11 protein-coding genes are annotated in these 12,867 nt (G+C 73.1%); 6 read left to right on the top strand and 5 right to left on the bottom strand.

The features are described from left to right. Positions 1 to 41 precede the first annotated feature (41 nt). Genes BLS99_RS26370 through BLS99_RS18820 form a run of 3 tightly spaced genes read left to right on the top strand, consistent with a single transcriptional unit; the run spans position 42 to position 3,623 of the window. Positions 42 to 2,078, top strand: coding sequence for a serine/threonine-protein kinase (locus BLS99_RS26370; RefSeq protein WP_176953436.1), 2,037 nt, complete (start codon positions 42 to 44; stop codon positions 2,076 to 2,078). Between the two features lie 42 nt (positions 2,079 to 2,120). Further along, positions 2,121 to 2,702 carry a TetR/AcrR family transcriptional regulator gene (locus BLS99_RS18825; RefSeq protein ID WP_091053148.1) on the top strand — a complete coding sequence of 194 codons (582 nt, stop codon included), beginning with the start codon at positions 2,121 to 2,123 and terminating at the stop codon, positions 2,700 to 2,702. A gap of 24 nt (positions 2,703 to 2,726) precedes the next feature. Further along, positions 2,727 to 3,623, top strand: coding sequence for an alpha/beta fold hydrolase (locus BLS99_RS18820; protein ID WP_091053146.1), 897 nt, complete (start codon positions 2,727 to 2,729; stop codon positions 3,621 to 3,623). Positions 3,624 to 3,688: 65 nt separating this feature from the next. Here the strand turns inward: BLS99_RS18820 and BLS99_RS18815 are convergent, their stop codons facing one another. The 5 genes from BLS99_RS18815 to BLS99_RS18795 are packed head-to-tail and all read right to left on the bottom strand — an operon-like array spanning position 3,689 to position 10,716. After that, a complete protein-coding gene (locus BLS99_RS18815; protein ID WP_091053144.1) occupies positions 3,689 to 4,849 on the bottom strand; it encodes an FHA domain-containing protein in 1,161 nt (386 codons plus the stop codon). Continuing rightward, positions 4,846 to 5,913: a PP2C family protein-serine/threonine phosphatase gene (locus BLS99_RS18810; protein ID WP_091053142.1), complete on the bottom strand. Its 1,068-nt coding sequence runs from the start codon at positions 5,911 to 5,913 to the stop codon at positions 4,846 to 4,848. The genes BLS99_RS18815 and BLS99_RS18810 overlap by 4 nt, the downstream gene beginning before the upstream one ends. 12 nt (positions 5,914 to 5,925) lie before the next feature. Then, positions 5,926 to 8,379 carry a serine/threonine-protein kinase gene (locus tag BLS99_RS18805; RefSeq protein WP_091053140.1) on the bottom strand — a complete coding sequence of 818 codons (2,454 nt, stop codon included), beginning with the start codon at positions 8,377 to 8,379 and terminating at the stop codon, positions 5,926 to 5,928. A 10-nt stretch (positions 8,380 to 8,389) separates the two neighbouring features. Further along, positions 8,390 to 9,349, bottom strand: a complete 960-nt coding sequence (locus BLS99_RS18800) for a glutamate ABC transporter substrate-binding protein (RefSeq protein WP_091053137.1) — start codon at positions 9,347 to 9,349, stop codon at positions 8,390 to 8,392. Continuing rightward, the gene (locus BLS99_RS18795; protein WP_091053134.1) at positions 9,346 to 10,716 is read right to left on the bottom strand and encodes a hypothetical protein; all 1,371 of its coding nucleotides are present in this window, start codon (positions 10,714 to 10,716) and stop codon (positions 9,346 to 9,348) included. The genes BLS99_RS18800 and BLS99_RS18795 overlap by 4 nt, the downstream gene beginning before the upstream one ends. Positions 10,717 to 10,870: 154 nt before the next feature. On the opposite strand from BLS99_RS18795, the gene BLS99_RS18790 reads away from it, so the two are divergent. The 3 genes from BLS99_RS18790 to BLS99_RS18780 are packed head-to-tail and all read left to right on the top strand — an operon-like array spanning position 10,871 to position 12,796. Beyond that, positions 10,871 to 11,347, top strand: a complete 477-nt coding sequence (locus tag BLS99_RS18790) for a deaminase (protein ID WP_218126690.1) — start codon at positions 10,871 to 10,873, stop codon at positions 11,345 to 11,347. Between the two features lie 10 nt (positions 11,348 to 11,357). Further along, on the top strand, positions 11,358 to 12,185 hold the full coding sequence (locus BLS99_RS18785; protein ID WP_091053129.1) for a sulfurtransferase: 828 nt from the start codon (positions 11,358 to 11,360) through the stop codon (positions 12,183 to 12,185). Beyond that, the gene (locus BLS99_RS18780; protein ID WP_091053126.1) at positions 12,182 to 12,796 is read left to right on the top strand and encodes a hypothetical protein; all 615 of its coding nucleotides are present in this window, start codon (positions 12,182 to 12,184) and stop codon (positions 12,794 to 12,796) included. Before BLS99_RS18785 ends, BLS99_RS18780 begins: the two co-directional genes overlap by 4 nt. Positions 12,797 to 12,867 lie beyond the last annotated feature (71 nt).

Raw genomic sequence — 12,867 nt, 5'->3', positions numbered from 1 at the left:
GAATGGGGTCACCGCCCGCCCCTCGCTTCACGGAGGCACCAATGCAGTCCCTGGCTCCCGGCGATCCCGAACGGATCGGTCCCTACCGGACCATCGCCGAACTCGGCCGCGGCGCCATGGGCCGAGTCTTCCTCGCCAGCGCCCCGGACGGCCGTCCCGTGGCCGTCAAGCTCATCGCGGCCGCCCTCATCGAGGACGAGGAGTTCCGGGCGCGGTTCCGCCGCGAGGTCGCCGCCTCCAAGCAGGTCGCGGGCGCGTACACGGCGGCCGTCATCGACGCGGGCCCCGACGACCAGGTCCCGTGGCTCGCCTCGGAGTTCCTGGTCGGCCCCAACCTCAAGGACGTCGTGGAGTCCGCCGGGCCGCTGCCCGAGGCCACGGTCCTGCGCCTCGCGGCCGGGCTCGCCTCCGCGCTCGCCGCGATCCACTCCGCCGGGATGGTCCACCGCGACCTCAAGCCCGCCAATGTGATCCTCGCCGCCGACGGCCCGCGCGTGATCGACTTCGGCATCGCCCGCGCCGCCGACGGCATCACCGACACGAACCTCACCAAGACCGGCGGCGTCATCGGCACCCCCGGCTTCATGTCGCCCGAGCAGGCCGAGTCGGGCACCGTGTCGGCCGCCAGCGACGTGTTCTCGCTCGGCTCGGTCCTCGTGCTCGCCGCGACCGGCCACAGCCCCTTCGCGGGCGCCTCCACCCTGGAGACGCTGAACAACGTCGTCCGGTCCCAGCCCGACCTCGGGGCGCTCTCGCCGCGCCTGCGCGCCATCGTCGAGCGCTGCCTGGTGCGCCTCCCGGGCGCCCGGCCCACCCCGGCCGAACTGACGTCCCTCATCGGCCCCGTCGCGCCCTCCACGCGCCCCTGGCCGGACTCGGTCAACGCCCTGGCCGAGCGCCAGCGCCGGCAGCTCTCGAGCCTCCTGGGCGACGCCGGCGTCTCCACCACCCTGGTGGACGAGGCGGCCGCCGCGGCGCCTCCGGTGCCCCCGAGCGCCCCGGCGTCGGCCTTCGACCAGTACTCGGTGCCCAGCGCCGAGCCCGCGGCACCGGCCTCGGCGTACCCGATGTCGGCCGTGCCCGCATCGGCTCCGCCGACGAGCCCGGTGACCTCGCCGCCTTTGTACACCCAGCAGGCGCCGTACCAGCCGCCGGCGGCCCCGCCGCTGTCCCCGGCCCCGGGCTTCGCGCCCGGCCAGGTCTCCCCGGGCCAGTACCCGGCCGCGCCCTCGCCGGCCGCACTGCCGCCGACCGCGCAGTTCCCGGCCCAGCCGGGCATGCAGTACACGGCCCCGCCCGCGCCGCCGCAGTACCCGGGCCAGCCCGTCTACGCCGCCCCGCCGCCGTACGGGCCCCGGCAGCCCTCCTCGAACGCGGCGGCCGTCGGCATCACCGTGATCGCCGCGGTCCTCGTCATCGCGCTCGTAGGCGGCCTGGTGTGGTTCCTCAACAAAGACGGCGACGACCCGGACGACGACCCGACCCGCGCGGTCTCCTCGAACGACCCGAGCGAGGACGCGACCACGCCCGACCAGGAGCCCGAGACCACCGGGGCGGAGGAGGAGACCACGGCCGCGGCCGAGGGCTCCTGGAGCGAGGTCTACGCCGACCACACGGTCAGCCTCACGACCACGTTCGACTCGGCGAGCACCTGCCAGTACCAGGAGGTGGACTTCGACGACATCACCACGACGGGGTCGATCTACTACGGCTACAACACGACCGACGAGCCGTACTCGTACACCGACCTCGTGCTGAACCCGTGCGACATCGACTACTCGACCAACACGGGACTGACGAACGTCCTGTACACGCCGTCCTCGTCCTCGGGCACGTTCTTCGACGCGGCGGTGACGCCGGACGAGTGCTGGGCGGAGCTGGAGGGCTCGTATCCGGCGCTGAACTGGACCGTGGACCCGTGGGACCCGGGCGCGGCGCCGCTGACCACGGGCATGATGCTGTGCCTGTACACCGAGAGCGCGCAGCTGGTGCTCGCGGAGGTCACCACCGTCACCGCCGAGACCTCCTCGAACTGGATGACCGTGGAGTTCACGACCGCGCTGTACGCGGCCGCGTGACGGGTCTGGATTTTTCAAGCACGGTCGTGCTATTTTTACGGGGTGCGCAAGGGCGAACTCACCAGGCAGGCCATCCTCGACGAGGCCGTCAGAATGGCGCGCTTCAGCGGGCTCTCGGGCCTGACGATCGGCTCCCTCGCCACCGCCGCGAACATGTCGAAGTCGGGCCTGTACGCCCACTTCAAGTCCAAGGAGGCGCTCCAGCTCGCGTGCATGGAGCGCAACGCCGAGCAGTTCGCCGAGGAGGTCTTCCGGCCCGCGCTGGCCAAGCCCCGCGGCATCGCGCGGCTCCAGGCGATCGTCGAGAACTGGATGGAGTGGTACTCCCACCCCGGCGGCTGCCTGTTCCTGGCCGCCAGCGCCGAGTTCGACGACATGACGGGCCCGCTGCACGACCACATGGTCGGCAGCCAGCGCCTCCTCATCGAATCCCTCGCCCGGGTCGCCGCCACGGCGGTCGCCGAGGGCGAGTTCACCGAAGACACCGACGTCTTCCAGGTCGCCCAGGAGGTCTTCGGCATCCTGGTGTCCTACAACTGGATGAGCCGCATCCTGTCCTATCCGGACGCCGCCGACCGCGCTTGGGCGGCGTTCAACCGGCTGACCGACAGCTTTCACTCCTAGTCCGACCAGGAAGGCCACGCACCCATGGCGTCCACCGCACCGAGCACCGCCTCGGCAAAGAAAAGCACGACCGTTCGTGCTCCTTGGTACCTCCGATCCGCCTTCACCGCCGCCGAGCGCATCGCGCCCGGACCGGCCGCGAAGTTCCTGTGCGAGATGTGGTTCCGGCTCCCCGCCGGCCCCGACAAGCGCCTCCGCGGCGAGGCCCCGGCCGGCGCGAACGTGTTCGAGCTCGACTCCCTCGGCGCGACCGTGTGGGGCTACGACTGGGGCGAGGGCCCCCTCGTCTACCTCGTGCACGGCTGGGGCGGTTCGACCGGCGACTTCAAGTTCATCGCCGCGACCCTCGTCGCCTCCGGCTACCGCGTGGTCGCCTTCGACGCCCCGAGCCACGGCAACTCCGGCCCCGGCCCCTGGGGCGACCGGCACGCCAACGGCCTCCACCTCGTGGAGACCATGAGCGCCGTCCACAGCAAGTTCGGCGACCCGTACGCGGTCGTCGGCCACTCCATGGGCTGCCTGAGCGCCGTCCACGGCCTGCTCATGAACGGCGTCGACCTCGCGCGGGTGCGCCTGGCGATGCTCGCCCCGTTCATCGGCGGCAAGGAGGGCTTCCGCGACACCATCGGCGCGATCGTGCCCGTGGGCCCGCGCATCATGGACCGCCTCGCGCCCCTCGGGGAGGCCAAGGCCGGCGTCAAGCTCGACGACTTCTCCCTGCGCGGACTCGACGTGCAGTCCCCGGCGCTCATCGTCCACGACCGCCGCGACCGGCCCAACCCGTTCCGCCACGGCGAGGCCGTCGCCGCCGCCTGGCCGAACGCCGAGCTCCTGGCGACCGAGGGCCTGGGCCACCGCAAGATCCTGGTGAGCCCGGCCGTGGGCAGCGCCGTGGCGCAGTTCGTCAGAGGCGCGGCTTGAGGGGCTGAGCACCTACGACGGCAACGCGAAAGGGCCGGGTCCCAGACCCGGCCCTTCCGCTCGTCTTAACCCTCGTAGTGGATCGTCAGGCGCGTCCACGCACCGATGTTGATGTAGGTGCCGTCCCCGACCGGGAACTCCACGTTCGGCGACAGCGGCTCGTCGGAGCCGTTGAGGAACGTGCCGTTCGAGGAGCCGACGTCCATGATCGTCCAGGAGCCGTCCGGCTTGGCGAACAGCCGCGCGTGCTGCGCGCTCACGCCCGGGTCCGCGACGTCGCCCGAGAGGTCGATGTCCGGGGTGATGCCCCGCTTCGCCGAGTAGCGGCCGATCGTCAGGTCGCCCTTGTCGAGCGGGAACCGGCGCGGCTTCGCGAACGACGGGTACTGGAGCTGCGAGGCCCCGTCCGAGGCCGCGACCTTGTTGAAGTAGCCCTGGTCCGCGGTGACGGCGACGCCCCAGCGGGTGGCCGCCTGCGAGGGCGCGTAGTTCGACGCGAGGTCCGCGGGCTGCGCGTCCGGCATCGAGAACCCGCCGGTGCCCGTCGAGGGCGGGGCGGAGGTCGGGGCGCCGAACGGCGCGGCCGGCACGCCCGGGGGCGGCCCGGGGGGCGCCGAGGTCGGCGCGTACGACTGCTGCGCGTACGGGTCCTGCCCGTACCCGCCGGGCTGCTGCCCGTAGGGGTCCTGCTGCGGCTGGCCGTACGGGTCCTGCGGCTGCGAGGGCTGCCCGTAGGGGTCCTGCCCGTACCCGCCCGGCTGCTGGCCGTACGGGTCCTGCTGCTGCGGCTGCCCGTAGGGGTCCTGGCCGTAGCCCTGCTGGGGCTGCGACTGCCCGTACGGGTCCTGCCCGTACCCCTGCTGCGGCTGCTGGCCGTAAGGGTCCTGGCCGTAGCCGCCGCCCTGGGGCTGCGACTGCCCGTACGGGTCCTGGCCGTACCCCTGCTGCTGCTGGCCGTAGGGGTCCTGCTGCTGCGGCTGGCCGTACGGGTCCTGCCCGTAGCCCTGCGGCGGCTGCTGCTGGCCGTAGGGGTCGGGCTGCCCGTACGGGTCGTTCGACGCGTAGCCCTGCCCGAAGGCGGCAGGGGACTGCGGAGGCTGGCCTTGCTGCCACGCCGGGTTGGGGGTCCCGCACTGCTCGCAGAACTGCGCCTGCGGGAACGCCCCGCACGCGCACTGGTACCCGCCCGGCTGTGGGGCACCGCCGTAGGTCGGCTGGTAGGTCAAGGTCGTCCCCCTCCAAGCATTTGGGTGTACTCGGCCTCGCTGACGACATCAAGCAGCGGGGCGGGCCCGTTCTGCCCGTTCGGGGACTCCTGGTCCGCGCGCTCGCGCGCACGTTCGTCGACCTGGACCGAACCGGGGGATTCGAGTTCCACCACCGCGACACTGATGTTGTCATGCCCGCCGTTGGCGAGCGCTTGTCGTGTCAACGCTACCGCCTTCTCGCCAACACTGCCGTCCGGCAGTGGCAGAAGGTCGTGATCGTCATTGAAATAACGCGACAGACCATCGCTGCACACTACGACATGCCCGCCCCCCAGATCCACGCGGAGGAGGTTCGGGTTCAGCGTCGGGGCGTCCGCCCCGAGCCACGCGAGCAGGGCTTTCGCGTACGGGTTCTTGTACCGCTCGTCCGAGGGGTCGACCCCCTGGTACTCCAGGCGGGCCTGGATCGTGTCGTCCACCGTCAGGCACCGGGCCTCCTTCTCGCCGGCCCAGTACGCCCGCGAGTCACCCACCCAGCACAGCACGGCCTGGTTCCCCTCCACGACCGCCGAGACGTACGTCGAGGACGGCGGCGAGTTCGGGTACTGCTTGCCGACCGCCGCCACCGCCGAGTGGGCCGCGCCCACCCCGCGCCGCGACGCGTCCTCCGCCGACAGGCCCTCGGCCAGCGCCGAGCGGATCTCCGTCACGGCCGCTTCCACTCCTGCGAGTGACGCGCGCTCGGAGTCCGAGGCGCCCGAGACCCCGTCGCACACGACGGTGATCTTGCGCCCGTCCTCGGCGAGGGCGATCGCGATCGAGTCCTGGTTGTAGTGGTGGCGCTTCCCGACGTCCGTCGCCGCGCCGATGCCGGGCATCGCGAACGACAGGTGGTCGTCGGAGCCGCCCGGGTGCTCGGGGTTCTCCTCGACCGCCGCCGAGGACCGCCACGGGACGGCTTCGGCGGGGACCTCGAACTCCTCCAACTCCCCGCCGCAGTCCTCGCAGAATCGGCCGAGGTCGGCGGGCAGTCCGCAAGCGGTGCAACGCTTCGCGGCGCCCATGGTCGGTGAGGGCTGCATAGGGCTCCTTCGCTACAGCATGGTGCGGGGGCGGTGGCGGTTGGCCAGGTCGAAGTAGTACACCTGGTCCTCCCTGCGGGTGCAGGCGTGGGCGAGGTCCCGGTAGGCCCGCTCCAGCGCCAGGCGCAGCTCCCGCTCCTCGGGGCGGGCCCCGAAGACCGGCGGCTCGCCGGCCGGACCCGTGCGCTCCACCGTCTCCAGCGCCAGGTGCAGGATGCGGGTGGAGACGAGGTGGCGGCGGCGCGGTTCGAGCTTGAGCTCGTCCAGGCGCCCCGCCATGTGATGCAGGTCCAGCAGCGACGGCGGCGCGGTGCGCGAGTGCAGCGCCGTCTGGATCGCCGCGGTCTGCGCGATCCCGTACTGCGCCGAGGTCTTCGGGACCTGGTGCAGCGTCGTGATCGCGTCGGTCGAGTTGCCCTCGAGGTCGAGCAGGCGCGCCCGCCCGTACGCGGCCGACACGAACCGGTGGTCGCAGGCCCAGATCCGCGTGTAGTGCGGCAGGGCCAGGTCCGGGCGCCCGGCCAGCTCCGCGCACGCGGCCAGGGCCAGGCGCGGCGACAATTCTCCGGGCAGGTGCGAGTAGACCGCGTCGAAGTGCGCCGCGGCCGTGGCGAAGTCGGCGGCCAGCAGCGAGATGATCCCGCGCAGCCACGTCACCTGCCACGTGTTGCCCTCGCGCTGCGCGAACTGGTCGAGCACCGCCGCGGCCTGGTGCAGCTCGCCCGCGTTCACGAGGGTCCGCACCCGCCGCAGCTGCACCTCCGGGCTCTGCTGCGGCGCCGAGTTCAGCTCCGCGAGGATCCCGTTCACGTCGGTGGCCTGCTGGGTCGCCAGGAACGCCGCCATCGGGTCGGCCAGGTCCACCATCGGCGACGGCAGCGCGTGCGCCACGTCGAACGGGTCCCCGACCGCGTGGAGGTCGTACTCCACGTCCGGTTCGCCGAACACCGACTGCTCGCCGGAGAACAGCGTCGACGGCTCGAACCGCGGCTCGCCGCGCTGCACCGACTGGACCTCGTGGAGGACCCCGCGCACCTGGGTGCGCATGTCGTCGGCGTCCTGGAACCGCGAGCGCGGCTCGATGTGGCACGCGCGCAGCAGGAGCCGGTGGAACGACCCGTACTCGGCGAACTGCGGCGCCTCCGACGCCGGCGGCAGCCGGTCGCGGTACGTGCTCGTGAAGCCCTTGAAGTCCAGCGCCAGCACGGCCATCGACCGGCCGATCGTGTACAGGTCCGAGGTCACCGAGGGCCCCACGGAGAGGATCTCGTCGTTCGGCACCGAGTACCCGGGCGTCCCGTAGATCGCCGACTCCATGTCCTCGGCGTGGCGCACGGCCCCGAGGTCGATGAGCTTGAGCCAGGTCTCGACGTGGATGATGTTGTCCGGCTTGAAGTCGCAGAACAGCAGGTTGCGGTCGTGCAGGTAGCTGAACGCGGGCAGCAGCTCGGCGGTGTAGGTGAGCACCTGCTCCAGCGGCAGCGGCCGGCGCTCGCCGTCCTCGTCGACCGCGTCGCGGATGTCGCGCAGGGACTTCCCGGCGATGTACTCCATGACGATGAACGACTGGAGCTGGCCCGAGCGCGGGTCCACCGAGGTCACGAAGTCGTGGATGTCGACCACGTTCGGGTGGTCGACCCCGACCAGGAACCGCCGCTCGTTGATCGCGGCCTCGATCGCGTCCTCGTCGGAGGTGTTGATGAGGCCCTTGATGACCACCCAGCGCTGCGTCAGGTCGTCGGCGAAGTTCCGGTCGTTCGCGAGGTAGATCCAGCCGAGCCCGCCGTGCGCGATCGCGCCCAGCACCTCGTACCGGTCCGACAGGAGGTCCCCGGGGCTCAGCGAGGGCGTGAACCAGTACCGCGCGCGGCAGTGCGGGCAGAAGCCCTCCACGCGCCCGCCGCGGCCCGCCTGGGGCCGCCCCACGGGCTTGCCGCACGAGGAGCAGAACCGCTTGTGCTCGGGCACCTTCGGGTCCGCCATGACCGCCTCGGCGGGGTCGCGCGGCGGCACCGGCGGCATGTCCGACAGGCCCCCGCGCTGGCGGGTGCTCGACGTGGTCGAGCGGGTCACCGGGCCGGTGATCGGCTGCGGCATCGGCGCAGCCGGGGCCCGGTAGGGCGCGGGCGGCGCCGACACGACCGCGTTCGCGGGCAGGACCTGCTGCGACTGCCCGTTCGGGGGCACGATCGGGGCCGGCGACCCCGCGTACGCCTGCGGCGGACCGACCGGCGTGGTCATGCTCGGCGGGGACAGTGCCGCCGTCCCCGGCGGGAGCGCCGCCACCGGCTGCCCCGCGGCCGGAGCCGGCGGCGCGGGGGCGAAGCCCGGCTGCGGCGGCACGGCCGGGGGCGTCGACATGCGCCTGCGGACCGCGAGCGTGTCGCTCTCCTCGATCTGCGGCTGCTGGTACTGGCCGGGCTGGTACCGCTGGGTGTGCTCGGGCGGCGGCTGCTGGTCGCTCATGCGGCTTCCCTCAATCCCGGTACTTCGTGGTCAGGGCGGCGGCGTCCGAGGCGAGCGGGCCGGCCAGCCACTTGTCGTAGGAGGACTGCCAGCGGCCGTCGGCGATCATCGCCGCCAGGGCGCCGTTGACGAACCGCGCGAGGTCGGTGTTGTCCTTCTCGAACGCGATCCCGTACGACTCCACCGAGAACGTCTCGCCCACGACCTGGAGCGTGGGGTCCTGCACGGCCATGCCGGCGAGGATCGTGTCGTCGATGGCGACCGCGTCCACGGTCCCCTGCTGGAGGAGCACGAGGCAGTCGTTGAAGTCGGGGACGGTCACCGGCTGCACCTCGGCGTTGACCGCCGCGATGTTGCCCACCGAGGTCGAGCTCGCGCCCGTGCACACCTGCTGGTCGGCGGTCATCTCGGCCAGGTCGGCGATCCCGGAGTCCTTCGTCACCAGCAGGCGCTGGCCCGCGTGGTAGTACTCGGTGGAGAACTCGACGTTCTCCCAGCGCTCGCAGGTGATGGACATGGTGCGCACGACCATGTCGACGCGGTCGTCGGCCAGGGCCTGCTCGCGCTCGGCGGAGGTCATGGGCACCCAGCGGACCTTCGTCGCGTCGCCCATGACGGCCTGGACCATCGCGGTGGCGATGTCGATGTCGAACCCGGCGAGCTCGTTCGTCTCGGGGTCGCGGTAGCCCATGAGGTTCGTGGACTGGCTGATCCCGATGCTGATCTGGTCCGGGTCGTCGAGCGTGGCGCGCGCCTGCTCGGCGGTGACCGACCCGGGGGAGTAGGACGCGAGCGGGTCGCACGAGGTGTCGGGGGCGGCGGGGCTGGCCTCGGGGTCGAAGTCGACGCCCTCGGGGAGCGGGGTCGGGACGTCGACCTCCGGCGGCTCCATGTCGGCCGGGCTCGTGCACGCGGCCAGGACCAGGCACGCGGCCGCCGCGGCGAGCGCGCTCTTCGCGTATCGAATCATGCGTAGTACTCCGCCACTCGCATCTGGATGCCGACGGCGGCGCTGATGAGCGCCGCCAGGGACAGGGCCGCGAGGCCGGCCGCGGCGCCCGAGAGCGCCCGCTGGGCGTCGGCGGTGGCCTCGGCGAACCGGTCGGCGCTCGTCTGGGTCGCGGACGTCAGGGCCTCGTTGAGGGCGTTGAACGAGGTCTGGAGGCTCGCCTCGTCCTCGCCCACGGCGAGCGCCACGGCACCGGTGTAGTTGCCCTCCTGGGCGAGCTTGACGACCTCGCCGTGCCCGTTGCTCCACGCGGTGGCCGCGTCGCGGGCCGCGTCGATCTGGTCCGAGAGCGCGGCGTCGCCGCTGAACGCCTCGTCGAGCTGGTCGAGCAGGCCGCCGTCGGAGGCGAGCTCGTTCATGTGCTCGGTGTACCGGTCGGCCGCGTCCTGGTCCTCGCCGCGGGCGATGAGCAGCAGCGACTCCTCGGCGCGGGCCTGCTGGGCGGCGATCTCGGCCTGCGCGAGCAGTTCGAGCGGGCGCGAGCCGTCCTCGTGGGAGCGGCCGGTGTGGCTCGCGGAGACGACCGAGGCCATCGCGAGCCAGCCGGCGAAGACCACGAGGAGCGCGGTGGCGCCGACGAGCCCGAGGTTGAAGGTGCGCTTCGTCTTGCGCGAGAGCCACATCTGGGCCCACAGGAGCGTGCCGAGCGCGGCCAGGACGAGCACGGCGGCGGCGTACGGGAACGCCCCGGCATCGTCGCGGGACTCGGTGAGCTGCGCGAGCGCGTTCTCCTGGAGCGTATGCGCCGAAGGGAGCATCTGCTCGCGCATGAGCGTGGACGCCTGCTCCTGGTAGGTCGCGCCGACCGGCTCGCCGAGCCGGTTGAACGTGCGGGCGGACTCGACCAGGCCGGTGTACACCGGCAGGCGCGCGTTCAGCTCGGCGACGAGCTCGATGTCGGCGGCGGTCTTGACCTCGCCCGCGGCGGTCGCGAGCGCCACGGTGGCGTCGCGCAGCGCGGTCCGGTACTGCTCGTTCATGTCCTCGGACGGCGTGCCGGCCGTCAGGTACGAGGAGGCCGCGGTCGCGTCGGCCTGCGACAGCGCCTGGTACAGCTGGAGCGCGGCGACCGAGAGGCGACCGGACTGGCTGGTGGTCTCCTCGATGACCGCGGACTTCGCGAGGATCGAGGTCATGCCGGTGATCCCGGCGCCGAGGATGAGCGCGGCCAGGACCGCGAGGACGCCCCGCAGCTGGCCGGGCGTCTGCCGCAGCGCGGCCGCGACCCGGTCGAGCCGCCGCCCGGGAGGCGCGCCCGGGGCCGGCTGCGCGGTGCGGCCGCCCGCAGGCGGGGCCTGGGTCGGGGCTGGAGGGGACTGGACGGCCAAAACTGCTGCACCTCAACTCGAATTCGACTGTGCGGTCTCCGCCGCGCGCACGTCACCGTGGCTGGAGTGTCGGGGGACTCCCACATGGTATCGGCCCGCGGCAACGGACGCGGGCTGCCGCCCTGCCCTAGCCGGTGCCGGTACGGTGGGCACCGTGCAGCCTGCCGAGACCACGCCCCCCGGTGCCCGCGGACCCTCCGAAGAGGACGATGCGAGGTGGATGGCGCGCGCCTGCGAGCTGGCCCGCCGCTGCCCGCCCTCCGCGACCGCGTTCAGTGTCGGCGCCGTGATCGCCGCCGGCGGCGAGGTCGTCGGCGAGGGGTGGTCGCGCGCCGAGGACCCGAGCGACCACGCCGAGGAGGTCGCCCTGCGACAGGCCGGACCGGCCGCGCGCGGCGCGGTCGCCTACTCGTCGATGGAGCCGTGCGCGCGCCGCGCCTCGCGGCCCGAGCCCTGCGCGCACCTGCTCGCCGCGGCCGGCGTCGCCCGCGTCGCGTACGCCCTGCCCGAGCCCGGGAACTTCGTCGCGGCCCCCGGCGGCGACGCGTATCTGCGACGGAAAGGCATCCTAGTGACCGTGATGCCCGAATTCGCGGCGGCGGCCGAAGCCCCGAACGCGCACCTCCTATAACCTGGGACCCATGAGGCCACTCATCGACGCTGAAGCGGCCGCCGCCTGGACCGACGCGGTCCGAATCGACGTCCGCTGGACGCTCGGCGGCGACTCCAAGGAAGCCGAGTACGCCGCGGGGCACCTGCCCGGGGCGGTCTGGCTCGACTTCGACCGCGACGTCTGCGGGCCCGCCGGCCCCGTGGGCGGCCGCCATCCGCTGCCCGATCCCGAAGCGCTCCAAGCGGTCCTGCGCGCCGCCGGGATCGACGACGACTCCCCGGTGCTCGTCTACGACGACGGCGACGGCATGTCCGCCGCCCGCACCTGGTGGACCCTGCGCTGGGCCGGCCTGGAGGACGTCCGCGTCCTCACCGGCGGTCTGCGGGCGTGGACCGAGGCGGGCCTGCCCGTCGAGGCCCAGGTCCCAGCCTCGGCGACGCCTGCGAGCCGTAAATTTGCACAGCGCCCCGAGGGGAACGTCACCGTCCGGCCCGGGGGCCTGCCGGTCCTCGACGCCGACGGCGCCGCCGCCTGGGCCGCCGAGCACGACCTGGTCGACGTCCGCAGCCCCGAGCGCTACCGGGGCGAGTTCGAGCCGGTCGACCCGGTCGCCGGGCACATCCCCGGCGCCGTCAACCGGTTCCTCGCTGAGGACGACCTGGGCGACCTCGACCGCGTGCGCGAGCGCTACGCGTCCCTCGCCGAGCCCGCGTTCTACTGCGGCTCCGGCGTCGGCGCGGCCCGCAGCGCGCTCGCACTGACCGCCGCTGGACGGCCCACGCCGCCGGTGTACATCGGATCCTGGAGCGACTGGGGCTCGCGCGGCCGCGATGTCGCCCACGGGGAGGCATCGTGAAGCGACTCCTGATCGCCGCCCCGGCGGCGCTCCTGCTCCTGCTCGGCGCGTGCGGTGACGACGCCGACCCGGCCGGGGGTGAACCGATCGACACGGCCGCCAACGAGGGGTCCGCCTCCGAGCAGGACTCCGCGCCGGTGGAGCTCGACCTCGCCGACGCCGCGGGCGCGTGCCCGTTCATCGACTCCGCGCTGCTGAACTCGACCACCGGCGAGGACTTCCGCTTCGCCTCGGGCGGTCCCGGCGCCGAGGAGGGCGAGGAGGCCCCCGCGCAGCTCACCTGCGCCGTGCAGACCGGCGAGGCCGCCTACCCGGACCTGACGGTCTTCATCATCGGCACCGACGCCACGGTCGAGGTGTACGAGGAGGAGCTGTCCGACGACACCGAGGCCGTCGACGGCCTCGGCGAGGCCGCGTACTGGATCGTCCACACCGAGGACACCGGCGCCGGCCCGGCCCTGGAGATGGGCTGGTACGACGGCGGCACCATCTTCGAGATGCGCTACACCACGCCCGTGGACTCCGACCCTGCCGCCGTCGAGGCCCTGGTCGCGGGCTTCACCGAGATCGCCGCCGGCATCGCGGCGGCCCACGCCGAAGCGGCCGGGTAGCCGCGGCACCGGACGACGAATGCGAACGGCCGCCGGACCAGTTCCGGCGGCCGTTCGCGCCCGCACGCGAG

Origin of the sequence: Glycomyces sambucus (assembly GCF_900102815.1) — a bacterium.
GTDB classification, from domain to species: domain Bacteria; phylum Actinomycetota; class Actinomycetes; order Mycobacteriales; family Micromonosporaceae; genus Glycomyces; species Glycomyces sambucus.
This window is presented reverse-complemented; position numbering and strand designations above follow the sequence as displayed.